Here is a 24,133-nt window from a genome sequence, read left to right on the forward strand (position 1 = left end):
TTCCTTACCTAGTGGGACCTAGTTGGGTACGACGACGGTGCCGGACGCGCCGGTGACGGCGTCGGCGAGGTGGGCGAGGTCGGTGATCACGGCGCGCGCGCCGCCCTGCTCGACGAAGCGGCAGGCCGCCTCGACCTTGGGGCCCATGGAGCCGCTGGCGAAGTGGCCGTCGGCGGCGTACGCGCGCATCTCGGCGACGGTCACCACCCCCACGTCGCGGGCCTCGGGGGTGCCGTAGTGGAGCACCGCGTGCGGGACGTCGGTGCCGATGACGAGCACGTCGGCGTCCACCGAGCCGGCGAGCAGGGCCGCGCCGAGGTCCTTGTCGATGACCGCCTCGACGCCGTGCAGCGAGCCGTCGGGCTCGGCGACGACCGGGATGCCGCCGCCGCCGTTGGCGATCACCACGAAGCCGGCGTCGACCAGCGCCTGCGCGGCCGGGGCGTCGACGATCCGCAGCGGCTCGGGCGAGGCGACCACCCGCCGCCAGCCCTTCGCGCCCCGGTCCTCCCAGGTCTCGCCGTGCTCGACGAGCAGGGCCGCCTCCTCCGCCGAGAGGAACCGTCCGATCGGCTTGGTCGGCCGCGCGAAGCCCGGGTCGTCGGCGTCGACGACCGTGCGCGTCACGACCGTCGCCGTACGACGGTCGATCCCGCGCCGGCCGAGCTCGGCGTCGAGGGCGTCCATGAGCACGAACCCCAGCGTGGCCTGCGTCTGCGCCCCGCACCAGTCCAGCGGGACCGGCGGGACGACGGCCGCGGCGAGCTCGTTCTTGACCAGGAGGTTGCCGACCTGCGGGCCGTTGCCGTGGGTGACGACGACGTCGACGTCGTGCTGGAGCAGGTCCGCGACCGCGGCCATCGCGACCCGGGCCGCCTCGATCTGGTCCTCGGGCCGGGCCCGCCCGTCGGCGTTCGTCATGGCGTTGCCGCCGAGCGCGAGCAGGACCCTCATGCGTCGAACGTAACGACCGCCTCCCACCCCGGCCCACGGCAGGAGTTGCCAAGAGAACCCGGGATCACTGGCGAGCAGTGACGATGTCCCCGACGGCGATCGGGCCGGGCCGTACGACGGACGCGTAGACGCCCATGTTGAGCGTCTGACCGTCGTGGCTGGACCGCCGCCCGCGGACGTCGGCGATCATCGTCAGCGCCTTGACCGCGGAGCCGCCGTCGCGCGGGTCGCGCTGGACCGCGGCGCAGCGCGGCACCTCGCCGCCGACGCGGAGCACGGCCCCGCCCACCTCGATCTCCCGGCCGGCCCAGGACTCCTCGGTCCACGGCTCGGCGCCGTCGAGGGTGAGCAGCATCCGGAAGCGGCGCGGGTCGAGCGGCGCACCGTCGCGCTCGGCGCCGACCGCGGCCACCGAGCTGCGCGAGACCAGGGTGACCGGCTCGACGTCGACGCCGCCGGACGGCGTGTCCGCCCAGACCAGCCGCACCCGGTCGCCCGCGAGACCGGAGATCAGGTCCTGCCACGGGCCGGTGACGACGTGGCCGTCCTGGTAGCGGTCGCCCCACAGGTGCGCGTGGATCGGCTCGCCCCGCTCGACGCGCACGCTGAGCACGACGTCCTCGCCGCGGCCCAGCGTCAGCACACCGGAGTCGCGGTCGAAGCCCGTCCAGTGGCCGAGCAGGTCACCGTGGCCGGTGACCGACCAGAGCCGGTCCGCGTCGTCGACGAGGAAGAAGTCGCGGTCGCCGACCGCGCCCGACGTCTCGACCTCGACCCGGTCGGGATGGGTCAGTCCGAAGCCCTTGACCGCGGTCACGGACAGCTCGGAGACGGTGATCGTGCCGGTCATGTCAGCGGCCTCCTGCCACGCGCAGCGTCGTCCCGGTGACGTAGGACGCCTCGTCGCTCATCAGCCACGAGATCGCGTCGGCGACCTCGTGCGGCTCCCCCGCCCGGCCGAGCGGCACCAGCGGTCCGACCCGCTCGACCCGCCCGGGCTCGCCCGCGTCGGCGTGGATCGTGGTGCGCACGATCCCGGGCGCGACGCCGACCACGCGGATGCCCTCGCCGGCCACCTCCTGGGCGAGCCCGACGGTCAGGGCGTCGACGCCGGCCTTCGCGGCGGCGTACTGGACGTACTCCCCCGGCGACCCCAGGGTCGCCGCGCCGGAGCTCACGTTGACCAGCACGCCACCGGAGCCGCCGTACGACGTGCCGAGCGCCCGCACCGCGGCCCGGGCGACGAGCAGCGCGGCGGTGAGGTTGAGGTCGACGGTGGCCGCGACGACGTCGGGCGGGGTCTCGGCGAGCGGCCCCAGGTGGAGCGTGGCTCCCGCGTTGTTGACGACGCCGGTGAGGTCGCCGGCGCACTCGAAGAGCCGGTCCACGCCCTCCGGCTCGGTCAGGTCGGTGCGGACCAGCACGCAGTGGGCGCCGGCGTCCTCGACCGCGAGCCGGGTCTCCTCCGCGGCCCGGTCGTCGCGGGTGTAGCCGAGCACCAGGTCGTGCCCGTCGCGCGCGAGGCGCAGCGCGGTCGCGGCGCCGATGCCGCGGGTGCCGCCGGTGACGAGGGTCCGGTTCATGGCGCGAGTCTCCCAGAACGCTCGCGCGCGCTCCCCGTCCCCAATATCGGGGAAAGGCGGCCGCGGTCCCGCAGGCCCCGGCACGGCCGGCCGATGGGGCGCGCATGACCCTCCTGTCCTTCACCCGCCGACCCGTCACCCCGACCCGCGTGCGCGAGGTCGTCACCGTCCACACGGGGACGGACCTCGCGCTGCGCCTCGCGCTGCTCGACGCGATCGAGCAGACGCTCCAGCGGCACGGCGTCGAGCGGAGCTGGATCGAGACCGCCGGCAGCCAGCTCGTCGTGGTCGCCGACCTCCCGTCGGCCTGACCCGATCCGGTCTGACCCGATCCGGCCGGCGTCGGTCAGGACGGCGCCAGCTCGAAGTCGTCGAAGTCGAAGCCCGGCGAGACCAGGCAGCTCACCAGCGCGTCCGCGGCGCTCGGGACCGTGCGCTGCCACACCCCGGCTGGCACGTGCGCCTGGGGGTGGTCGACGTCGACGGCGAGCGTGGTCGGCGCGCCGGGCGCCGGGCCGTCGCCACCGAGCTCGAGCGTGACGACCCCGGTGTGCGCCATCCAGAGCTCGTCGGAGGCGACCTTGTGCCACGCCGACGACTCACCCGCCGGGAGCAGGAAGTAGATGAGCGTGGCCGTCGGCCGCACCCGCCCGTCGGCCAGGGTGACGTCGACCGGCGAGCGCCAGGTGCGGCGGTACCACCCGCCCTCGGGGTGCGGCTCGAGGTCGAGGGTCTCGGCGAGGGGCGGTCGGGTCATGGCCCCAGTCTGTCGACTATCCGTTGACGCCGCCCTCGACGACCGCGCCCTGGGCGAAGAGCTCGTCGTAGAGGTCGATGATCTGCTGGCGCGGGACGACGCCGACCCGGCCGGCCCAGGCGTCGTACGCCGCCGCGAGCTCGGCGACGAGCTCGGGGTGCTGCGCGGCCCGGTCGTCGGTCTCGGATCGGTCGGCGCCCACGTCGTAGAGCTCCCAGGGGCCGGGGTACTCGCGCACCAGCTTCCAGCCGCCGCGACGGACGGCGGCGTTGCCGAGGTGCTCCCAGCAGAGGGTGCCGGGGTCGACCTCCCCGCCCCGCCAGGCCGGCAGCATGCTCGGTGCGTCCGGGCGCTGCCAGCGGGTCTCGCCCGCGGCAGCCGGGTGGGTCACGTCGGCGGCCTCGAGCAGGGTCGGCAGCACGTGCGTGAGCTGGAAGGGCGTCCGGACGACCTCGCCGTCCGCGAGCCCGCCGGCCGGCCAGCGGACCACGAACGGCGTCGCGATGCCGCCCTCGTGCACCCACCGCTTGTAGAGCCGGAAGGGCGTGTTGGAGAGGTTGGCCCAGGCCTGGCCGTAGCTGGCGTAGGTGTCCTCGGGGCCGGGCAGCAGGTGGGGGTAGTTGCCGACCGCGAGCGGCGCGCCGGCGCGCGTCGACGGCGGCACGATCGACCGCCGTGCCGCGAAGGTCTCCGGGTCGCCGAAGGGCAGCTCCTCGGCGCAGGCGCCGTTGTCGGCGAGGAAGATCACGATCGTGTCGTCGGCGAGGCCGCTCGCCTCGAGGCGCTCGAGGATCCGGCCGATGCCGCGGTCCATCACCTCGACCTGCGCGGCATAGACCTCCATCCGGCGCTGCTGCCACTCCTGGTCCGGGGCGTCCGTCCAGGGCGGCTGGGCCGGGTCGCGCTCCGAGAGGCCGGTGCCCTCCTCGAGCAGTCCGGTGCCGCGCAGCCGCTCGAGACGCCGCTCGCGCAGCTGGTCCCAGCCGTCGGCGTAGGCGCCGTCGTACGCCGCGACGTCCTCCTCGCGCGCGTGCAGCGGCCAGTGGGGCGCGGTGTAGGCGACGTACATGAGGAAGGGCGTCTCGCCGTCGCGGGCGTCGAGGTAGTCGCAGGCCCGACGGGAGATCTCGTCGGTGTAGTAGAAGTCGTCGTCCTGACGCGGGAGCTCCGAGACCGGCTCCTCGCCGTCGTGCAGCGTGGTCGGCCAGTAGTAGCTGCCGCAGCCGGCGAGCGTGCCGAACCACGAACCGAAGCCGCGCCGGGTGGGCCAGGTCTCGTCGGGCTCCTCGATCTGCGAGGTGAGGTGCCACTTGCCGAACATCGCCGTGTCGTAGCCGGCGCCGCCGAGCACCTCGGCGAGCGTCGCGGAGTCGGCGCGCAGGGTGCCCGGGTAGCCCCGCGGGCCGTCGTCGTTGGTGAGGATGCCGATGCCGGTCTGGTGCGGGTGCAGGCCGGTGAGCAGCGACGCGCGCGACGGGCTGCAGCGTGCGGTGTTGTAGAACTGCGCGAGCCGCACCCCCTGGGCCGCCAGCCCGTCGAGCGACGGGGTGCGGATCTCGCCGCCGTAGCAGCCGAGGTCGGAGTAGCCGAGGTCGTCGGCGAGGATCAGGACCACGTTCGGACGCGTCATGTCGTGTGACTCTATCGACTTAGATCAACAAGGCGTCGACCCGGCCCACCGCGGCGGCGGCCATCGCGCGGCGCTCGGGGTACGGCGCGCCGGCGTAGACCCCCTCGACGATCAGCCAGACCTCCTCGGCGAGCGCGCCGGGGTCGGCCACTCCGGCCTCGGCGGCGTACCGCTCCACCAGCCGGCGTAGCGCACGCACCTGCCGGAGGGCGAAGCGGCCCGGCCGGTCTCGCGGGTCCCGCATCTCGCGCAGGTAGTTGCGGAAGGGGCAGCCGGCGTACCCCCGCGCGCCGACGCGCCGCTCGACGAGCCGGATCAGCGCCCGCAGGCCGTCGGCGCCCTCGAGGCCGTCGAGAGTCCGCGCCGTCGAGGCGTCCAGCAGCTCGGCGAAGCGCTCGAGGTAGGCCAGCACCAGCTCGTCCTTGCCCGGGAAGTGGCGGTAGAGCGCCTGCTTGCCGGTCCCGGCCGCCGCGACCACCTCCGCCATGCCCACGGCGCGGATGCCGCGTTCGTAGAAGAGCGGGTGGGCCGCATCGAGGATGCGCTCACGCGCGGTGGGGTCCTCGGGGCGAGCCATGTCCCGAGTCTACCGGACCGCTCGGTCCGGAATCTTCTCGCAGATGGGAATGAAACGCCGACCCGTGTTCCTTCTGGTCCATGACGGACCGATCGGTCCGAAATATGTTCCGAAGGGATGAAGACCATGACCGGACAGCCCATCAGCGGCAGCACCGCCCTCGTGACCGGCGCCAACCGCGGCCTCGGCAAGGCGATCGCGGAGGAGCTGCTCGCCCGCGGCGCCAAAACCGTGTACGCCGCGGTGCGCGACCCCCAGTCGGTGACCGACGCTCGGCTCACGCCGGTGCGGGTCGACGTGACCGACCCCGCCTCGGTCTTCGCCGCGGCCGCGCTCGCCAGCGACGTGGACCTGCTCGTCAACAACGCCGGCATCGCGTCGAGCGGCTCGGTCTTCGGCCCGGACGGCGTCGAGGCCCTGCGCCAGCAGCTCGAGACCAACGCGATCGGCCCGCTGGTGGCCGCGCGCGCCTTCGCCCCCACCCTCGAGGCCAACGGCGGCGGCACCATCGTCAACATCCTGTCGGTGCTCTCCTGGGTGACGATGGCGGCGACGTCGGGCTACTCGGCCTCCAAGGCGGCCGCCTGGTCGCTCACCAACGCGATGCGCGGCGAGCTGCGGGGGCAGGGCACTCACGTGGTCGGCGTGCACGTCGGCTACCTCGACACCGACATGGCCGCCCACGTCGACGGCCCGAAGACCGACCCGGCCGAGCTGGCCCGGCAGATCCTCGACGCGGTCGAGCGCGGCGACGACGAGGTGCTCGGCGACGACCTCTCCCGCGGGGTCAAGTCCAGCCTGTCCGGACCGGTCGGATCACTCTCCGTCTGACCGCCGGGACGACGGCTACGCTCGGCCGCATGCAGACCGAGATCCTGTACGGCCCGGCGTACTCCACCGCGAAGTGCACGCTGAGCGCCGGCGAGACCGTGCGTGCCGAGGCCGGGGCGATGCTCGCGATGTCCGCGGGGCTCGCGATGGAGACCTCCACCCAGGGCGGCGTGCTCAAGGGCCTGCGCCGGTCGGTGCTGGGCGGTGAGTCGTTCTTCATGAACACCTTCACCGCGCAGGCCGACGGCGCCGAGCTCTGGCTCGCGCCGGCGCTGGCCGGCGACGTCGTCGCGTGGCCGATCAACGGCACGCTCTATGTCCAGTCGGGCTCCTACCTCGCCTCGTCCGCGGGCGTCGAGGTGGACTCGAGCTGGGGCGGCGCGAAGACGTTCTTCTCCCGCGAGGGACTCTTCATCCTCAAGGTCAGCGGCCAGGGCGACGTCGTGCTCTCGTCGTACGGCGCGCTGCACGCCATCGACCTCCAGCCGGGCCAGACCTACACGGTCGACACCGGCCACATGGTCGCGTGGACCGAGGGCGTCAACTACGCCGTCCGCAAGGTCGGGAGCTGGAAGTCGACCTTCTTCTCCGGCGAGGGCCTGGTCTGCGACCTCACCGGCCCGGGTCGGATCTACATCCAGACCCGCAGCCAGGACGCCTTCCTCGGCTGGCTGATCCCCAAGCTCCCGCAGAGCAGCAGCTGAGGTCGGATCAGCGTCCCCTCACTCGGTCGGACCAGCGCGCCACGACCTCGGCGACGAGGAACAGCACGAGCATCGGGATGGCGAGCATCGTCATCGAGAACGGGTCGGTCGACGGTGTCGCGACGGCCGCGAACACGAACGTGGCGAGGATGATCCATGACCGGTGACGGCCGAGCGTGCGACCGCGGACCACGCCTGCCAGGTTGAGCAGGATGACGAAGAGCGGGATCTCGAACGCGATGCCGAAGACCAGCAGCATCCGGGTGAGGAAGCTGAAGTAGTCGTTGAACTCGACCAGGTTGGCCAGGCCCGCCGGGGTGAAGCCGATCAGCACCTCGAGCCCGCGCGGCAGCACGTAGTAGCCCGTCGCCACGCCGACGAAGAAGAGTGGTCCCGCGATGGCTGTGAAGACTCGGGTCCACCGCTTCTCCTCGGGGCGCAGCCCAGGAAGGACGAAGGCCCAGATCTGGTGCAACCAGTACGGGCTCGACGCGACGATCGACGCCACCCCGCAGAGCTTGAGCTGCAGCATCAGGGGTCCGGTCGCGCCCGCGACGTACGCCTCGGTGCGGGTCGAGGCCCCGAGCATGTCGCGAGCGTCGTTGTAGGGATGCAGCACCAGCGCGAGCAGCTGGTCGTAGAAGAACAGCGCCACGGAGAAGGCCAGGACCAGCGCCAGGACGGAGCGCACGACGCGGGCGCGCAGCTCACGGAGGTGGTCGGCCACCGCCATCCGGCCGTCGGCACCCACCGGGTGCCGCGGCCGGACGGACAGCAGGCCGATCCCTCCCGAGATGGAGGACATGGCTCAGACCGCGCGATCGCGATCGGGTGACGCGACGACGTCGGGCTCCGCCTCGGCGTCGCCGCCGAGGACACCCTTGGTCTCGTCCTTGAAGATGCGCAGCGCCCGGCCGCTGCCGCGGGCGAGCTCGGGGAGCTTGGTGGCGCCGAAGAGCAGGACGACGACGGCCAGCAGGACCAACAGCTCAGGGGTGCCGAGACCCCCGACGAGGAACGGGTTCATGATGCGGTGCTCACTTCCGATGGAGGGGTGTCACGATCGTCCTTCTCCGGGACGTCGTCGGGCTCGCGCTCCCAGGCCTCGACCACGTGCCGTCGGACGACGGCTCGCGGGTCGAGGTCGCGCAGCTCGAGGTCGGCGTAGTCGGGGCCGAGCTGGTCCCGCAGCTCGTCCCGAGCGCTGTCCGCCAGCTGCCTGGCGCGCTTGAGCATCCGGGCCGACTGACGGGCCAGCTCCGGTAGCTTGTCCGGCCCGAACACGAGGATCCCGACCACCGTCAGGACCGCGAGCTCGGGCAGACCGATTCCGAACATGGTCGTGCTTCCTCTCGTCGAGAGGTGGTCCGGTCGGGGCCGACACGGGGTCGAGCGGGCCCCGACCGGAGGGGCTCAGCGGACCGCCGTCTGCGGTGCGGTCCGCTCGTGCCGCGGGTGGACGATCATCCAACCCGTGCGTACGTACATCAGCGCCAGGACGCCGGCGCCGACCAGCTGCTGCCACGTCATGGCGAGCCCTAGCTCTTCGTCGCCGCGCTGGTGCGGATGGTGCCGTTGACACCACGCGGGTAGAAGCCGCCGTGGTCGACCCGCTTCGGGTTGAGGTAGACGACGTTGAGGACCTTGGCGGCCGGCCGGCCGAAGGCGATCGCGTTCTCGTCGGCAGGGACCAGGTTCAGCTTGGCCCTGCCGACGCCCTGGTCGTCGCTGCCGCGCCCGTCCAGCGAGTCACGCGCGTCGCTGATCTTCTTCGCCTCCTGCCAGAGGCCCTTGTCGGAGACCTTCGACCGGACGATGCCGGCGTGGTAGGCCTCCACGGAGAGGATGCCGGCGGCCGCGTCGAGGTAGGTCTTGTTCGAGATCAACGGAGCCGCGCCCTTGTAGGCGGTGACGCCGACGTCCTCGAAGATGAACGCCGCGAGCAGGAAGTTGTTCTCGTTCGCGAACGGGTCGAACGTCTGGTTCTTCCCGATCAGGCCGGCTGCCTGGGCGGCCGCGGTGAAGCTGTGCTTGAGGTCGATCTGCGGGCGTGCCACTTTCGCGCCGCCGAGCGCCGCACGCAGGAACTTCACGTGCGCGACCTCGTCGTGGGCGATCTCGCGGGCGATCTTGGCGATCTTGGGGGTCGAGAAGTCGACCTTGCGACCACCCACCACCCCGCCGTGCCGCCCCTTGCCGGAGGTGAGCTTGGCGGCGAGACCGTGCCCGAACGCCGCGTGGGAGTAGAACTCCGCCTCGAGGTACTCGAGGTTGAGGGCGAAGTTGAGGACCGCGCCGTCGCTCGGCGCCGCGGCGGACGCCGGGTCGACGCCGACCCCGGCGAGCGCCGCTCCACCCACGGCACCGAGTCCCGCGACCCCGGCCGACTTGAGGAAGAGGCGCCGATCTGTCTCGTTCTCCGCGCTGCGCTCGATCATGTCGCGCACGACAGTCTTTCCGAACATGGTCAATCTCCATCCGATATTGCCGAAAAGGGATACCACCACTGGGAGCGCAATTCTCTGACGACAGAAGATTGCCGATGGTCGCCAGCGGTTGGCGATTCGGGGAGATTCACCTCCGGTGCGCAGGAAGACGCTCTCAGATCGATTTATCGACGGCGTCCGACAGTCGGTGGACGAGAGAGGCGCGTCCCGATCATCAGGTTCTACGGGGCCTCTCGCGGATCGACGGTACGCCTGATTCGAGGAATGAAAAGAGGTTGGGACCAGATTTCTCGCCAGCCCGACCAATCCGATCCAGCGAGGCCACCGAATACCAATCGAATCTCTGAAATGAACGGCGCTCAGCGAATCTGAGCGGCGTTCTCGACTGCATTCGTGTGCCGCCACGACCGACGGGAATCCGGTGTTCCAGGAAAGTCAGCGCGTGCTCGCCGCACCGCGCACGCCTGTCCGGGGACCGCTCCCCCTTCTCGGACCGGCGTTCGTCACGGCCATCGCCTACGTCGACCCAGGCAACTTCGCGACGAACCTGAGCGCGGGCTCGGTCTACGGCTACCTGCTCGTGTGGGTGGTCGTCGCCAGCAACCTGATGGCGATGCTGATCCAGTACCTCTCTGCGAAGGCTGGCATCGCCACCGGTCGCAGCCTGCCAGCCCTGTGCCGGCGCCACCTGCCGCTCCCCGTCGTCCGCGGACTCTGGCTGCAGGCCGAGCTGGTGGCGATCGCGACGGATCTGGCCGAGGTGGTCGGTGGCGCGATCGCGTTGGACCTCCTCTTCGGCACCCCGCTCGTGGTGGGCGGCGCGATCACGGCGGCAGTCGCCTTCGGGATGCTCGCCCTCAGGTCGAGGGGACATCGTCCGTTCGAGGCCGCGATCACCGGCATGCTGGCGGTGATCCTGGCCGGCTTCGTCTACAACGTCGTGGTGGGGGCTCCGAGCGCGTCCGGGGTGGCCGCCGGGCTGCAGCCACGCTTCGACGGCGCCGGCTCGGTGCTGCTCGCCGCCGGGATGCTCGGGGCGACCGTCATGCCGCACGCGATCTACCTGCACAGCGGCCTCACCACCGATCGCTACGTCGCAACCACGGACCGACAGCGACGGGGGCTGCTGCGCAGCCAGCGCGTCGACGTGGTCACGGCGATGACGATCGCCGGGGCCATGAACCTGGCCCTGCTCGTGATCGCCGCCACCACATTGGGCGGCACCGGAGCCGACACGATCGAGGCCGCCCACGACCAGTTGGGGCGCCTCGAGGGACACGGGACGGCCGTGCTGTTCGCTCTCTCATTGCTCGCGTCAGGCTTCGCCGCGTCGAGCGTCGGAACCCTCTCCGGGCAGGTCGTCATGGAGGGGTTCCTGCGCCGCCGGGTCCCGCTCGTCGTCCGCCGTCTGAGCTCGCTGGCGCCGGCACTCGCGATCCTCGCCGTCGGCACCGATCCGACCCGGGCGCTGATCGCGTCCCAGGTCGTGCTGTCCTTCGGAATCCCCTTCGCGCTCGTCCCCCTCATCATGTTCACCTGCCGCGCCGACGTGATGGGCGCGCTCGTCAACCGCCGAGCCACGACCGCGGTCGCGGTCGCGGTCGCTGCCGTCATCATCGGCCTGAACGTTGCGCTCGTGACGCTCACCGTCACGAGGTGACGGGGCGCCGTCTCCAGAGTGCCAACGAGACGGCGCCCAGCGCGAGCGGGCCGCCGATGGTGAAGACCCGCCAGACGAGGAGTCCGGCGACGGCCGCGGCCTCGACCTCGGCGCCACCGACGTCGACGACCGCCGCGAGGACGAGCGCGTCGACGATGCCGAGGCCAGAGAACGGGAAGAGCGTGAACGGATAGGCGAAGAGGTAGGCCACCGCGATGGTCGACAGCGCCGCCTCCGAGGTGCTCACGCCGACGAAGCGCAGGGCCAGCACCAGCATCGTCAGGTCGACGGCGAGCATCCCGCAGAGCGCCAGCAGCGAGCGTGGGAAGCCGTGCCGGAAGCGGGCGGCGACGTCGCCGCGGAAGCGCACGCAGGCCGCTGCCCACGCCTCCGGGTCCACGGTACGGCGGACACGCGTCGCCGCCCGGCCGGCGGCGACGCCGACCCGACGGGCCAGGGCGTCGCTGCGCACCACGAGCAGCACCCCGACCAGGATCGCGACCGAGACCAGGATGCTGACCAGGTCCGCCCAGCGGTAGCCGACCTCTCCCCCGGTCGCGGCGAGCAGCACGAAGCCGGCGGCCGGGGCGCCGAAGCGCACGATGTAGAAGGTCAGCGTGTTCATGACCGTGCCGGCCATGCCCTTCGGGACCGGCACGCCCCACGACGAGAACATCGCCATCCGCAGCGCGAGGTCGCTGGGCGGCGGCGCCACGGTCGACATCAGGATCGCTACCTGGTCGTTCTGCGTCGCGCGGACGGCCGAGACGCCTGGGATGTAGAGCGCGAGCGGCAGCGCGTTGAGCACCTGGCGGACCAGGAGCAGCACGACGAGGACCGGTGCCTGCCACCAGTCCAGGTGCGCGAGCGCGTCGCGGACCTCGCCCCAGTCGACCCGGCCGACCAGCCGGACGACCACGACGGTGACCACCAGGGCCACCGCCAGGAGGCCGAGGCGGATGAGCCAGGGCTTCAGAAGGTCACCTTCAGAACTCCACGGGCTCGCGGATGATCGGGCAGGTCATGCAGTGACCGCCGCCCCGGCCGCGACCGAGCTCGGCGCCGACGATCGTGATGACCTCGACCCCGGCCTTGCGCAGGAGCGTGTTGGTGAGCGTGTTGCGGTCGTAGGTGAAGACGACGCCGGGCTCGAGCGCGACGGCGTTGTTGCCGCTGTCCCACTGCTGCCGCTCGGACTGGTAGACGTCGCCGCCGGTGTCGATCACCCGGATCGACGGCAGTCCGAGCTCGCGCGCGACGACGTCGACGAACGCCGTCGTCCCCTCGTCCCGCACCTCGACGCCGGGCGCCGCGTCGGACGGCGTGAGCGTGAAGGTGTGCACCGCGTCCATGATCGTCGGGTAGAGCGTGACGATGTCGCGGTCGACGAAGGTGAAGACCGTGTCGAGGTGCATCGCCGCTCGCAGCTTGGGCATCCCGGCCACCACGACGCGGGTCGCGGCGCCCTGGTCGAAGAGCGCCTTGGCGACCTGGGTGATCGCCTGGCGCGACGTGCGTTCGCTCATCCCGACCAGGACCACGCCGTTGCCGACCGGCATCACGTCGCCGCCCTCGAAGCTCGCCTGGCCCCAGTCCCGCTCCGGGTCGCCCCACCAGACCGTCGAGCCGACGTAGTCGGGGTGGTGGAGGTAGATCGCCTTGTAGAGCAGGGTCTCGTCCTTGCGCGCCGGCCAGTAGAGCGGGTTCATCGTGAGCCCGCCGTACAGCCAACACGTGGTGTCGCGCGTGTAGAGCGTGTTCGGCAGCGGGGGCATGAGGTACTCACGCGCGCCCGTCGACTCGCGCACGAGCGTCACGTAGTCGGAACGGAAGTCGTCCGGGAGGTCGTTCGTCGCGAGACCGCCGATGAGGAACTCCGCGAGGTCGCGGTCCGGGAGCGTCTCGAGGTAGCTGCGGGTCGCGTCGACCAGCCCGAGACCGACCTGGTTGGGCGTGATCTTCCGGTCCAGGATCCAGTCCCGCGCGCCCGGCACGGCGAGCGTCTGGGCGAGCAGCTCGTGCAGCTCGACGACCTCGACGCCGCGTTGGGTCAGCTTGTTGACGAAGTCGGCGTGGTCGCGCTGGGCGTTCTCGACCCACATGACGTCGTCGAAGAGCAGGTCGTCGTTGTTGCTCGGCGTGAGCCGCCGGTGCGCCAGGCCGGGCGCGCAGACCAGCACCTTGCGGAGCCGGCCGACCTCGGAGTGGACGCCGTACGTCGCGGAAGCGTTCATGGAGAGTCCCTTTCCCTGAGCCCTAGAGGGTGATGCGTCCGGTCCAGAGGCCGATCGCCCCGATCACGCCGCCGGCGACGATGAGCGCGAAGAGTCCGATCTCGGCCGGGCTGAAGAGCCGCCGGCCGTGCTCGCTGCGGGCCTTGACGTAGAGCAGCGACGCCGGCGCGAGGATCACCGTCATCAGCAGCACGAACTTCATGCCGGCGGCGTCGAAGAGGAAGACCGTGTACCCCGTCGCGATGCCCGCGACGATCGTCTCCTTGCGGCGTACGCCGGCCGCGACGCCCTCGTAGGCCTCGCCGGTGAGCCCGAGCTTGAGCGCGTACGCCGCGGCCAGGAGGTAGGGCAGCAGCGCGAGGCTGGTCGCCAGGTCGAGCATGAAGTTGAGCGCGTCGGTGACGAAGAGCGTCAGCGCGAGCAGCCCCTGCACGGCGAGCGAGGTGACCACGAGCGCGGTGATCGGCGTGCCCGCGTCGTTCTCGCGGCCGAGGAACTCCGGGAAGTCGTCCTGGCGGGCCGGGATGTACATGACCTCGGCGGCCATCAGCGTCCAGGCCAGGTAGGCGCCGAGGACCGAGACGATGACCGCGACGCTGATGAAGACCTCGCCCCAGTCGCCGACCTGGGACTGGAAGACACCGACCATCGACGGCTGCCGGGTGCCGGCGAGCTCGGGCTGCGGCACCACCGAGTAGCTCGAGAGGGTGACCAGGGCGAAGACCGACAGCACCGACAGGAAGCCGAGGACGGTCGCACGGCCGACGTCCTCGCGGCGCTTGGCGTAGCGCGAGTAGACGCTGGCGCCCTCGATGCCGATGAAGACGAAGGTCGTGATCAGCATCGTGTTGCGGACCTGCTCGTTGAGCGAGCCGAGGTCGCCGTACCCGGTGGCGAGCCAGTTGTCGGCGAAGACGCCGGCATCGAAGTAGAAGAACATCACCACGATGAAGACCAGGATCGGGATGATCTTGAAGACCGTGACGATCTGGTTGATCACCGCGGCGTCGCGGACGCCGCGCGCGATCAGGTAGTGGAAGGTCCACACGCCGACCGTCGCCAGCGCCACCGCGAGGACGGTGTCGCCGTCGCCGAAGCTGTCGAAGAAGGCGCCGAGCGTCGCGCCGATGAAGACCCAGTAGAAGGTGTTGCCGGCGATCGAGCTGGCCCAGAAGCCGATTGCGGAGTTGAAGCCGGCGTAGTCGCCGAAGCCGGCCTTGGCGTAGATGAAGACGCCGGAGTCGAGGTCGGGCTTGCGGATCGCGAGGTTCTGGAAGACGAACGCGAGCATCAGCATGCCGGCGCCCGCGACCGCCCACGCGATGAGCGAGCCGAGGATGCCGGTCGCGACGCCGAAGCGGGCCGGCAGCGAGAAGACCCCGGCACCCACCATGCCGCCGACCACCATCGCGGTCAGCGTGGGGACGCTCATCGTGCCGGCAGGCGTCGCCTCCGTCTGGGTGCTCATGCTCGGCATGCTGCCGAGGACTCCCGCGGTCCGCCTCACCCGAACCGGGCCAGTGTCGTCAGCCGACGCCGTTGAGCTCGTCGACGACGTCGAGGAGGTCGCCGCGGTCGTAGTAGTCGACGGCGACGAAGCTCGGGAGCTGACCGCGCTCCTCCTCGCACTCCCGCAGGCGCGGGAGCAGGACGTCACGGGCGTTGACGAGCGCGGCGTTCTGCGGCACGTTCCGCTTCTGGTCGATCCAGTGGTTGACCAGGAAGAGGGGCGCGTCGGGGTCGCCGCGGTTCGGCTCGCAGGTGAAGTCGTCCGGGCTCGCGAAGAGGAACGGCGTGTCCTGGACGACGTCGAAGCCCTGGATCAGCCAGGGCAGCCGGTCACCGCCACCGTGGTTCTCCATCAGCACCACCAGGCGGGTCCCGGCGTCGATCATCTCCCCCAGGGTGGGCCAGCTCCCGTCCGCGGCGGGGGTGTAGACGTAGCGGTCCAGGCCGGCATCTTCGATCACCCGGGCGGTGTCGGCGGGCGTGACCTCGTCCTGGACGAAGAGCGTGACGACCTCGCGCGGATGGTCCTCGAGCCAGGCCCGGATGTCGCGCAGGCTCTGGAGCCAGGACGTCGAGCCGAGCTCGCACATCGCATGGCACAGGTAGGGCCGCGCGTCGCCGTGGGGCGCGAGCCCGAGCGCACCGCGGGCGCGGAGGACGGCGCGGACCGGTCGCTCGCCGAACTCCTCCTTCGCCTGGTCGAAGGCCTGCTGCCGCTGCTTCTCCGCCGTCGCGACGATGCCGCGGCGGTCGGTGTCCTGCCCGTACCAGCTGTCGATCAGCAGCACCCGGATGCCGTGGTCGAGCTGGGCCACGATGCCGTCCGGCTGCTCGGCGAAGAACCAGCCGCGCTCGGACGCGGCCGACATCGAGTTGTGGGTGGCGGCGAAGGCGACCTCGTCGTACGGCCGGTCGCAGAGCGCGACGTGGCCCTCGCAGGGGGCGCCCTGCGGCTCCGGGTCGTCCGAGCAGCCGGCCAGGAGCAGCAGGACCAGGGGCGCGAGCGCGACGGCGAGTCGGCGACTCATCGCAGCAGCCCTGCCAGCGGCTGCGTGCCGACCGGGAGCCCGTGCCGGTCGTAGTAGGCGAACATCGCGCTCAGCCACGGGTGCTCGCCCGGGTCCTCGACCCGCTCGGCGGTCAGCCCGGCCTCGGCCGCGAGCTCGCGCACGGTGGTCTGCCGGCTCGCGAGCTCGTACGTCGCGCCGGCGTGCCCGTCCTCGGTCAGCACCCGGGCCGCGGCGGCCCCGAGGTCGGCGAGGTCGAGCAGCCCGAAGGGCGCGTCCACGTCGTACGGCACCCGGACGACCGGGCCGGAGAGGTCGAGGTTCTGCAGGTAGGCGCCGGGCTGGAGGACCGTCCACACGAGGCCCGAGCGGCGGACCAGGTCCTCCGAGACCGCCTTGCCGAGGTGGTGCGGCATCGCCGGCACGTACGGCGACGCGACCGAGTGGTAGACCACGCGACCCACACCGGCCTCGGCCAGCGCGATGAGCGCGTCGGCGACGTACTCCGGCTCGTCCGGGTGCAGGTTGGGCGCGATGAGGTAGGCCGCGTCGCAGCCGGCCAGCGCGCCGGGCAGGTCGGCCCAGTCCGCGCGGCCGAGGGGAACCTCCTGCGCGGAGCGCTGCGTGAGCGCGGCGCAGACGGCCCGTCCGGTCTTCCCGTGTCCACCCAGGACGGCGATCCGCGTCATGCGGACCAACCTAGAGCCCTAGGTACGGGCTGGCGGCTCCTCCTCGTCGAAGCGCGGGTCGGCCAGGAAGTACTGCGCGACCCGGCCCGGCCTCTTCTTCGGCTCCGGCCGCGGCTCGGGCACCATCCGCCCCTCGACCGCGTCCCAGAAGCGGTCGGCGGTGTGCATCACCTTGCGGGCGACCAGGCCGAGCATCCCGGTGTGCGGCGTGTACGGGTGCGGACGGCTCGGCGCGACGAGCTCGGCGTTCCACAGCCGGCGGGTCAGGTCCTCGAGGTCGGTGTCGTCGAGCGTGACGGAGAGCCGGTCACCGAGCACCTCCTCGTGGCGGTGGTGGTCGGTCAGCGCGACATCGACCTCCGACCACACCTCGGACCAGCGGAACGAGGTCTCGTAGACCGAGCCGTACTCGTGCGCCTTCACGTGCGCGAGGACCACCTCGAGGTCCTTGGTGGAGCGGAGGTAGTCGTGCACCAGTGCCGCGCCGTCCGGGACCTCCTTGCGGGCCTGCGGCACCAGCACCGCGTCCACGGCGTGCAGGTGCTTGCTGGTCGTGGCGAGGAAGACGTCGATCCGCTCGTGGCCGGCCCGCGGCTGCTCGGGCGGGGCGCCCATCGCGCGGGCCGCGCCGAGGCGCTCGCCCATCTGGCTGTGACTCACCCGGATCGAGCTGCGGAGGACGTCGGTCGTGCCCATCGGCCACACCTTCTTCGAAGTGCCGTGCCCTCGATCATGCGCCCCGAAGATGAGACCGACAAGGGTCACTGCGGCGGGCGCGCGGGCCCGAAGGTCACCTCTCCGGCGGCGGGCACGTAGTAGGTCAGCTCGACCGGCTCGGCGCCGGCGGGCAGCAGCATGCTGGCGCCGCGGGCGCCGTCCTGCATGCCGACACCCAGGTGCACGGGGCGGTCAGCGGGCACCTCGACCGTCACCCGGCCCCAGTAGACGATGTACTGGCGGCCGTCGACGAAGAGGTTGGGCTTGATCATCGACTTCGACAGCCCGGCGAGCGGGCTGCCGCCACCGTCGAGGGTGACCGAGACGTAGCGCTTCGGACCGGTGTGGTGGTCGACGTACGGGATCACGCCGTCGGGAGTGGGTGCCGTGGTCATGGCCGCACCCTTCCCCGCAGGCGTCTGGTTCAGACCCGCCTCAGACCAGGTCGACCTCGGCGTACGGCGCACCCGCGGCCAGCTCGGCGTAGCCGGGCCCGCGGTCGAAGAACGCCTCGCTCGGCTCGGGGCGGCTGGCCCGCTCGGCCACGGTCGCGGCCTCGTCGAAGGACAGCGAGTCGTCGTCGAGGGAGCCGGTGAGCACCACGCCGTACGCCGCGAGCGCGGCCTCAGGCGAGACCTTGCGCCAGACCACGTCGCGGACGACCAGCTCCGGCGACCGGTCGAGCGGGTTGCCCCAGCCGCCACCGCCGGTGGTGCGGATCCGGACCACCTCGCCGGCCTTGATCTCCTCGGCGTCGGCGAGGGCGTCGACGTCGCGCTCGTTCGGACCGTCCGGGTCGATGGTGACCTGGAAGGGCGCGCCCGCGAGGCCGCCCTTGACGCCCCAGCAGGCGAGGATCGACCGGTCCGCGATGGACATGAAGTGGCCGTCCTTGAGCATCCGGATGTGCTTCTCGTAGCCCAGTCCGCCGCGGAACTGACCCGCTCCCCCGCTGTCCGTCGCGAGGGTCAGGGCCTCGACGCGGAAGGGGAAGCGCGCCTCGGTGAACTCGGTCGGCAGGTTCCGCGAGTCGGGGACGACGTGGATGGTGTCCTCGCCGTCGGCGTAGTAGCGCCCGCCGGAGCCGCCGCCGAGCACCTCGCGCATGAGGTAGGGCCGACCCTCGAGGTCCTCGCCGTAGACGCCGGTGTAGCGGATCGTCTCCTGGTCGGCGGGCATCCGGCCGTCGACCGCCTTGGCGACGACGCCGGCGAGGACGCCGAGCAGCCGCAGGATCACGAAGGTGCGGGCGTTGGTGGGCGCCGGGAAGACCGGGGTCAGCAGGGTGCCGGGCTCGGGGAAGCGCATCTCGATGAGCGGCACGATGCCCTCGTTGACGTCGAGCTCGGCCATCCGCTCCGGGCTGTCGGCGAGGTTGCGCAGGATCGGCGCGAGCCACTTCTTGAGGAAGACTCCGTCGCTGTAGTCGCCGCAGTGGTTGATCGGCCCCTTGGCCTGCGGGCCGGTGCCGTCGAAGTCGAGGATCAGCCGCTCCCCGTCGGGGTCGTCGGCGGCGGTGCGGGTGAGCGTGATCCGCTGCGTGTGCAGCATCGGCTCGTCGACGCCGTCGTGCTCGGCGTAGTCCTCCCAGGTCCAGCTGCCGACCGGGATCTGGCTGAGGATCTCGCGGCGGTAGGTCTCGGTGGTGCGGCTGATGATCGCGTCGAAGCAGGACTCGACCGTCTCCACGCCGTACCGGTCGAAGAGCTCGCCGAGCCGGCGCGCTCCCATCAGGCAGGCGGAGCACTCGGCGTCGAGGTCGGCGGCGAGCGACTCGGGCATCCGGGAGTTGCGGGTCATGATGCTGAGCGCGGCCTTGTTGGGCACTCCGGCGTCCCAGAGCCGGATCGGGGGGACCATCAGGCCCTCCTCGAAGACGCTGGTGGCGTTGGACGGCATGGAGCCGGGTACGGCGCCGCCGATGTCGTCGTGGTGGCCGAAGGCCTGCACGAACGCCACGACCTTGCCCCCGCTGAAGACCGGGACGGTCACGCAGAGGTCGGGCAGGTGCCCGATGCCGCCCTCGGACTGGTAGACGTCGTTGTGGAAGAAGACGTCCCCCTCGCGCATCTCCTCGATCGGGAAGTCGCGAGCGACCGGGTGCACGAGCGCGGAGTAGGAGCGACCGGTGAGCTTGCGCAGCAGCCGGTCGTGGATGCCGGCGCGGAAGTCGTGGGCGTCGCGGATCATCGGGCTGCGGCTGGTGCGGCCGATCGCGGTCTCGACCTCCATCTCGACGCTCGCGAGCGAGCCCTGGACGATCTCGACCAGGACCGGGTCGGCGCTCGCGCCGGCATCAGCCGTGAGGTGGCCGAAGGGGAACTGCGTGGGGGCGCGGCGGCTCATCGGGCGTCCTTCCGGGTCACGATCACGTTGAGGTACTCGTCGACGCGGGCGCTGAAGCCCGGGTGCAGCGGCACCGTGGAGCCGAACTCCTCGATGATCGCCGGGCCCTCGACGACAGTGCCGGGAGCGAGGTCGGTGCGCCAGAGCACGGGGGTGTCGACGTACCCGTCCTCAGGATCGAAGCAGACGTCGCGGCGACCCTTCTCGGTGTACGCCGTGTCGCCGGCCTCGTGGCGCTTGATCTCGGGGCGCTGGATCGGGCCGATGCCGGAGACCCGGAGGTTGACCCACTCGACCTGCTGGGAGGAGTCGCCGGAGAAGTCGTAGCCGTAGAGCGCCTTGTGCTCGGCGTGGAGCGCGTCGGCGACCGCAGCCGGGTCGAGCTCGCCGGGACCGACCGGGACGCGCACCTCGAAGGCCTGGCCGAAGTAGCGCAGGTCGGCGGTGCGGACGAACTGGTGGTCCTCCGGCGCGAAGCCCTCCTTGCCCAACGCCTCCGCGGCCTGGGCGGCGAGCGCGTCGTACACGCTCGTGACGGCGGCCGCGTCGAGCTGGTCGGCGAGGGTCACGTGGGTCTGCACGTAGTCGTTCTTGACGTCGACGGTGAGCAGGCCGAAGGCGCTGACGTTGCCGGGGTTGGGCGGCACCAGGACGGTCGGGATGCCGAGCACGTCCATCAGCCGGCAGAGCAGCAGCGAGCCGGATCCGCCGAAGGTGGTGAGCGTGAAGTCGCGGACGTCGAGGCCGCGCTTGACGGTGACCTGGCGCAGCGCGTTGGCCTGGTTCCAGGCGGAGATCTCGAGGATGCCGGTCGCGCACGCCTCGGGGCTCAGGTCGAGCTCCTTGGCGAGCGTCTCGATCCCGGCCCGGGCCGCGTCGACGTCGAGCGGGATCTCGCCGCCGAGCAGGTGCGGGGGGATCCGGCCGAGGTAGACGTGGGCGTCGGTGATCGTGACGTCGGTGCCACCCTTGCCGTAGCAGAGCGGGCCGGGGTCGGCGCCCGCGGACTGCGGCCCGACCTTGAGCGTGCCCTCCGGGCTGAGCCAGGCGATCGAGCCGCCGCCGGCCCCGACGGTGACCACGTCGATCATCGGGATCTTCGACGGGAAGGCGCCGACCGAGCCCTCGGTGGTCAGCGTCGGCTCGCCGTCGATGACGACGCTGACGTCGGTGGAGGTGCCGCCGCCGTCGGAGGTGAGGACCTTGTCGAAGCCGGCGACCTTGGCGATCAGGGCCGCGCCGAGCGCGCCCGCGGCCGGGCCGGACAGCACAGTGGTGATCGGCTGGTGCACGACCTCGTCGGCCGAGAGCACGCCGCCGTTGGACTTCATCACGTAGAAGGGGATGGTGCGGTCGCCCCCGTTCGGTTGGTACTGCGACGTCAGGCGCGCCTTGATGTTGTTGACGTACGCCGAGAGCCGCGGCTTGACGGCCGCGTCGACCAGCGTGGTCATCGCGCGCTCGTACTCGCGGTACTCGCGCAGCACCTCGCTCGAGAGCGAGACGACCGCGTCCGGGTGCTCCTCGGCGAGCACCGCACGCATCCGCTCCTCGTGGACCGGGTTGGCGTAGGCGTGCAGGAAGCAGACGCCGATGGTGGTGATGCCCTGCGCCTTGAACCAGCGCACGACCGCGCGGGCGCCGTCCTCGTCGAAGGGGCGCACCTCCTCGCCGTTGACGTCGAGGCGACCCTCGACGCCCTTGACGAGGTCACGCGGCACGATCCGGTCGGGCTTCACCCAGAAGTAGGAGTTGCCGTAGCCGTCCGGGACCGACTGCCGGGCGATCTCGAGCATCGCCTCGTAGCCGGTGTTGGTGATGAAACCGAGCCGGTCGACCTTGCCCTCGAGGAGCTGGTTGGTCGCGACGGTGGTCCCGTGGCTGACCGCGTCGATGTCGGCGCCGGTCGCCCCGAGCAGCCCGAGGACCTTGTCGATCCCGGCCAGGAAGCCATCGGCCGGGTTGCTCGGCGTCGAGGGGGTCTTGGTCGTCACCACCTCGCCCGAGTCCGGGTCGGTGGCCACCACGTCGGTGAAGGTGCCTCCCGTGTCGATCCCGATCCGGATGCGCCGCTGAGCTGCCATGCCTCGATTCAACCGGGCCTGCTCGCGCCGGACCACAGCAGAGGTTGCCGACGAACGACCGATTCTCCGGCAACCTCTGCCAGCGGGGTCGTCCCCCGCTACGCGTCCGGGGCGCGGTCGTTGTAGACGCCGGCCTCCTCCTGGCCGCTCAGGGCCTGGATCGCGGTCATGATCTCGTCGGTGATCTGCCGGCGGGCCTTGCCGGGCGCGACGCCGTCGTACCGGCCCGCGACCTGGATCGGCGCGCCGAAGGCGACGCTGATCGGGACCACCTTCGGGAAGCGGGCGTCGATCGGCTGGAGCCGGTCGGTGCCGGAGATCCCGACCGGGACGACCGGGACGCCGGCGGTGAGGGCGAGATGGGCGACGCCGGTCCGGCCGCGGTAGAGCCGGCCGTCGCGGGAGCGGGTGCCCTCGGGGTAGAGGCCGAAGGCGTCGCCGCGGCCGAGCACCTCGAGCGCGGTGTCGAGGCTGCCGAGCGCCGCCTTCGGGTCGTCGCGGTCGACGGGCAGCATGCCCATCCCCTCGAACCACGCCTTCTGCAGCCGACCCTTGATCCCGTGACCGGTGAAGTAGTCGGACTTCGCGAGGAAGTGCACCTTGCGCGGCGAGACGATCGGGATGACCAGGCTGTCGGCGAAGCTGAGGTGGTTGCTCGCGATCAGCACGCCGCCGCTCCGCGGGATGTTCTCGAGGCCGGTGACGGTCGGCCGCCAGATCGCCTTCGCGACCGGGGGGACGACGGTGTGCAGGACGGCGTACATGACCACGGACCCAGTGTCGGGGTTACCCACCAGTCCTCCCACCCGGTGCCACACTGGCGAGATGGCCGACGTCGACATCCAGCAGCACATCAAGTCACTCATCGACGAGGAGCACCGGTTGCGCTCGTCGCTCTCGGACGGGGAGATCTCCCCCGACGAGGAGCACGACAAGCTCCGCTCGATCGAGGTGGAGCTCGACCAGTGCTGGGACCTGCTCCGCCAGCGCCGCGCCCGACGCAGCGCCGGCCAGGACCCGGCGGACACCGAGGTCCGGCCGCCGAGCACGGTGGAGAACTACCGCCAGTAGCCCGCCCACCGGAGAGGCGCCCGGAAATAGGTGAAGGGCCCTCGAGAGTATGAGTCCCAAGGGCCCTTCGGGTTGACCGGTACTGGTGACGCTCCCGGTCGACCGCTCCTCGCCTCAGGTCCCGGCGGCCTCGTCACCCTGCCGCCGCGGCCCCGGTCCAGCAAGCTGGTCCGGCACCGTGTGGACCCTCGTCTCCGAGCTGTCCCGCCTTCCCTTGCGGGAGGGCGTGGGAGAAGTTCTATGCCCTCCGCGCAGCGCCGCGCAAGGGCTTTCGCGAACATTCTGCTGGTTCCACCGGAATTCGCCTGCTCGTCCACAGAACGTGGGGTCGCTGTCCACAGAAAGTGCTCAGATCCCCACAGTTGAGCGGGATTCTCGACACCGCGAAATGACGAAGGGCCCTTGCGAGTATGAGTCGCAAGGGCCCTTCCGGGTGACCGGTACCGGTGACGCTTCCGGTCGACGCGCTCGTCTCCTCGGGTCCCAGCGACCTCGTCACCCAGCCGCTGCGTCTGCTCACCGGCAAGCCGGCCAACATCCGTGTGGACCCTCGTCTCCGAGTCGTCCCGCTCCCCGTCTCCGGAGTGCGTGGGAGAAGTTGTATGCCCTCCCGGAACGCCGGCGCAAGAGGTTCGCGCAACATTCCTCCGGTTCCACCGCCGCTCCACATACGGACGGCGTTCTGCACACCCTTGTCCCCAGCTCTGTGCACAGATCTGGGGACTGATCTGTGGAGAACTTCCGCCGGCGGCCTTCCGCTGGTGAGGTGCGAGGAGCGTCAGCGACGAGCCTCGAAACCCGGCGAGCTGACCTTCGTCCTGCGGGAGGGCACGGACTGCTCGCCGACAGGCAGCAAAGGCGGTACGGCGCGCTTCGGGTCGACGTCGCCTCCCGGATTTCCGGTGGTCTCGGCACGGTGGTTGAGGTGCGAGGAGCGCCAGCGACGAGCCTCGAAACCCCGGTGAGCCGACCTTCGGCCTGCGGGAGGACACGGACTGCTCGCCGATAGGCAGCAAAGCGGGTACGGCGCGCTTCGGGTCACCGCCGCCCCCGGCTTTCCGGTGGTCTCGGCACGGTGGTTGAGGTGCGAGGAGCGCCAGCGACGAGCCTCGAAACCACCACCACGTCGAGCACCCAAAGTTGGTCGAAAAGAACTTTCGAAGTTTGTCCACATCCCGGTCAAAACAAGGGATCTGAGCCGCTCACTGAAGCTCCTATGGGTGTCAAGCGGCGCGGATCCAGGCGCGGTAGCGGTCGACGAGGGCGGTGTCGATGAACAGTCCTCGCTCCGTGCGGCTGATGGTGATCTGGTGAACGGCCAGGGCTTCGGCTG

Annotated in this window: 25 protein-coding genes; 5 read left to right on the forward strand and 20 right to left on the reverse strand. The window is 71.3% G+C overall.

Going from position 1 to position 24,133, the window contains the following annotated elements; translation table 11 throughout:
- Positions 1-18: 18 nt before the first annotated feature.
- The 3 genes from K8U61_RS21215 to K8U61_RS21225 all read right to left on the reverse strand — a co-directional run bounded on the left by K8U61_RS21215 (position 19) and on the right by K8U61_RS21225 (position 2,537).
- Positions 19-954 (reverse strand): carbamate kinase, encoded by a 936-nt coding sequence (locus K8U61_RS21215; RefSeq protein WP_224125060.1) that lies wholly within the window; start codon positions 952-954, stop codon positions 19-21.
- A gap of 64 nt (positions 955-1,018) precedes the next feature.
- Complete coding sequence (locus K8U61_RS21220) at positions 1,019-1,804, reverse strand: MOSC domain-containing protein (RefSeq protein WP_224125061.1); 786 nt, start codon at positions 1,802-1,804, stop codon at positions 1,019-1,021.
- Between the two features lies 1 nt (position 1,805).
- The gene (locus K8U61_RS21225) at positions 1,806-2,537 is read right to left on the reverse strand and encodes an SDR family oxidoreductase (RefSeq protein WP_224125062.1); all 732 of its coding nucleotides are present in this window, start codon (positions 2,535-2,537) and stop codon (positions 1,806-1,808) included.
- A 104-nt stretch (positions 2,538-2,641) separates the two neighbouring features.
- Here K8U61_RS21225 and K8U61_RS21230 point away from each other — a divergent pair, with 104 nt between their 5' ends.
- Complete coding sequence (locus K8U61_RS21230; protein ID WP_224125063.1) at positions 2,642-2,848, forward strand: hypothetical protein; 207 nt, start codon at positions 2,642-2,644, stop codon at positions 2,846-2,848.
- A gap of 35 nt (positions 2,849-2,883) precedes the next feature.
- On the opposite strand, the gene K8U61_RS21235 is transcribed toward K8U61_RS21230, so the two are convergent.
- From K8U61_RS21235 to K8U61_RS21245, 3 genes are read right to left on the reverse strand one after another with little or no spacing between them, the layout of a single operon-like run.
- Positions 2,884-3,294 (reverse strand): cupin domain-containing protein, encoded by a 411-nt coding sequence (locus K8U61_RS21235; RefSeq protein WP_224125064.1) that lies wholly within the window; start codon positions 3,292-3,294, stop codon positions 2,884-2,886.
- A gap of 16 nt (positions 3,295-3,310) precedes the next feature.
- Complete coding sequence (locus K8U61_RS21240; RefSeq protein ID WP_224125065.1) at positions 3,311-4,924, reverse strand: arylsulfatase; 1,614 nt, start codon at positions 4,922-4,924, stop codon at positions 3,311-3,313.
- 19 nt (positions 4,925-4,943) lie between these two features.
- Positions 4,944-5,501, reverse strand: coding sequence for a TetR/AcrR family transcriptional regulator (locus K8U61_RS21245; protein ID WP_224125066.1), 558 nt, complete (start codon positions 5,499-5,501; stop codon positions 4,944-4,946).
- A gap of 126 nt (positions 5,502-5,627) precedes the next feature.
- Between K8U61_RS21245 and K8U61_RS21250 the strand changes: the two genes are divergently transcribed.
- Positions 5,628-6,332, forward strand: a complete 705-nt coding sequence (locus K8U61_RS21250; protein WP_224125067.1) for an SDR family oxidoreductase — start codon at positions 5,628-5,630, stop codon at positions 6,330-6,332.
- 29 nt (positions 6,333-6,361) lie between these two features.
- Positions 6,362-7,036 carry a TIGR00266 family protein gene (locus tag K8U61_RS21255; RefSeq protein WP_224125068.1) on the forward strand — a complete coding sequence of 225 codons (675 nt, stop codon included), beginning with the start codon at positions 6,362-6,364 and terminating at the stop codon, positions 7,034-7,036.
- A gap of 7 nt (positions 7,037-7,043) precedes the next feature.
- Here the strand turns inward: K8U61_RS21255 and tatC are convergent, their stop codons facing one another.
- From tatC to K8U61_RS21275, 4 genes are all read right to left on the reverse strand, one after another.
- Positions 7,044-7,841: a twin-arginine translocase subunit TatC gene (gene tatC, locus K8U61_RS21260; protein WP_224125069.1), complete on the reverse strand. Its 798-nt coding sequence runs from the start codon at positions 7,839-7,841 to the stop codon at positions 7,044-7,046.
- Positions 7,842-7,844: 3 nt separating this feature from the next.
- Positions 7,845-8,063 (reverse strand): twin-arginine translocase TatA/TatE family subunit, encoded by a 219-nt coding sequence (gene tatA / locus K8U61_RS21265; RefSeq protein ID WP_224125070.1) that lies wholly within the window; start codon positions 8,061-8,063, stop codon positions 7,845-7,847.
- Complete coding sequence (locus K8U61_RS21270; protein WP_224125071.1) at positions 8,060-8,374, reverse strand: sec-independent translocase; 315 nt, start codon at positions 8,372-8,374, stop codon at positions 8,060-8,062. The genes tatA and K8U61_RS21270 overlap by 4 nt, the downstream gene beginning before the upstream one ends.
- 200 nt (positions 8,375-8,574) lie before the next feature.
- Positions 8,575-9,501: a ferritin-like domain-containing protein gene (locus tag K8U61_RS21275; protein WP_224125072.1), complete on the reverse strand. Its 927-nt coding sequence runs from the start codon at positions 9,499-9,501 to the stop codon at positions 8,575-8,577.
- Between the two features lie 424 nt (positions 9,502-9,925).
- On the opposite strand from K8U61_RS21275, the gene K8U61_RS21280 reads away from it, so the two are divergent.
- Positions 9,926-11,143, forward strand: coding sequence for an Nramp family divalent metal transporter (locus K8U61_RS21280; RefSeq protein ID WP_224125086.1), 1,218 nt, complete (start codon positions 9,926-9,928; stop codon positions 11,141-11,143).
- Here the strand turns inward: K8U61_RS21280 and K8U61_RS21285 are convergent.
- The 10 genes from K8U61_RS21285 to K8U61_RS21330 all read right to left on the reverse strand — a co-directional run bounded on the left by K8U61_RS21285 (position 11,133) and on the right by K8U61_RS21330 (position 22,493).
- Positions 11,133-12,083 (reverse strand): lysylphosphatidylglycerol synthase domain-containing protein, encoded by a 951-nt coding sequence (locus tag K8U61_RS21285; RefSeq protein WP_224125073.1) that lies wholly within the window; start codon positions 12,081-12,083, stop codon positions 11,133-11,135. The two genes, K8U61_RS21280 and K8U61_RS21285, sit on opposite strands and share 11 nt — an antisense overlap.
- A 46-nt stretch (positions 12,084-12,129) precedes the next feature.
- Complete coding sequence (locus K8U61_RS21290; RefSeq protein WP_224125074.1) at positions 12,130-13,377, reverse strand: arginine deiminase; 1,248 nt, start codon at positions 13,375-13,377, stop codon at positions 12,130-12,132.
- A gap of 22 nt (positions 13,378-13,399) precedes the next feature.
- Positions 13,400-14,845 (reverse strand): basic amino acid/polyamine antiporter, encoded by a 1,446-nt coding sequence (locus K8U61_RS21295; protein WP_224125075.1) that lies wholly within the window; start codon positions 14,843-14,845, stop codon positions 13,400-13,402.
- 58 nt (positions 14,846-14,903) lie between these two features.
- The gene (locus K8U61_RS21300; RefSeq protein WP_224125076.1) at positions 14,904-15,914 is read right to left on the reverse strand and encodes a phosphoinositide-specific phospholipase C-related protein; all 1,011 of its coding nucleotides are present in this window, start codon (positions 15,912-15,914) and stop codon (positions 14,904-14,906) included.
- On the reverse strand, positions 15,911-16,582 hold the full coding sequence (locus K8U61_RS21305) for an SDR family oxidoreductase (protein WP_224125077.1): 672 nt from the start codon (positions 16,580-16,582) through the stop codon (positions 15,911-15,913). The genes K8U61_RS21300 and K8U61_RS21305 overlap by 4 nt, the downstream gene beginning before the upstream one ends.
- 18 nt (positions 16,583-16,600) lie before the next feature.
- Entirely contained in the window at positions 16,601-17,278 is a 678-nt protein-coding gene (locus K8U61_RS21310; protein WP_224125078.1) for a hypothetical protein, read from the reverse strand.
- A 65-nt stretch (positions 17,279-17,343) separates the two neighbouring features.
- Complete coding sequence (locus K8U61_RS21315; RefSeq protein ID WP_224125079.1) at positions 17,344-17,694, reverse strand: hypothetical protein; 351 nt, start codon at positions 17,692-17,694, stop codon at positions 17,344-17,346.
- Between the two features lie 40 nt (positions 17,695-17,734).
- Positions 17,735-19,645, reverse strand: a complete 1,911-nt coding sequence (locus K8U61_RS21320) for a hydantoinase B/oxoprolinase family protein (protein ID WP_224125080.1) — start codon at positions 19,643-19,645, stop codon at positions 17,735-17,737.
- Entirely contained in the window at positions 19,642-21,729 is a 2,088-nt protein-coding gene (locus tag K8U61_RS21325) for a hydantoinase/oxoprolinase family protein (protein ID WP_224125081.1), read from the reverse strand. Before K8U61_RS21325 ends, K8U61_RS21320 begins: the two co-directional genes overlap by 4 nt.
- Before the next feature lie 98 nt (positions 21,730-21,827).
- Positions 21,828-22,493, reverse strand: coding sequence for a lysophospholipid acyltransferase family protein (locus K8U61_RS21330; RefSeq protein ID WP_224125087.1), 666 nt, complete (start codon positions 22,491-22,493; stop codon positions 21,828-21,830).
- Between the two features lie 61 nt (positions 22,494-22,554).
- Here K8U61_RS21330 and K8U61_RS21335 point away from each other — a divergent pair, with 61 nt between their 5' ends.
- Positions 22,555-22,800, forward strand: a complete 246-nt coding sequence (locus K8U61_RS21335) for a DUF2630 family protein (RefSeq protein WP_224125082.1) — start codon at positions 22,555-22,557, stop codon at positions 22,798-22,800.
- Positions 22,801-24,133: the final 1,333 nt, after the last annotated feature.

Source organism: Nocardioides mangrovi, assembly GCF_020073815.1.
In the GTDB taxonomy this organism is placed as follows: Bacteria; Actinomycetota; Actinomycetes; order Propionibacteriales; family Nocardioidaceae; genus Nocardioides; species Nocardioides mangrovi.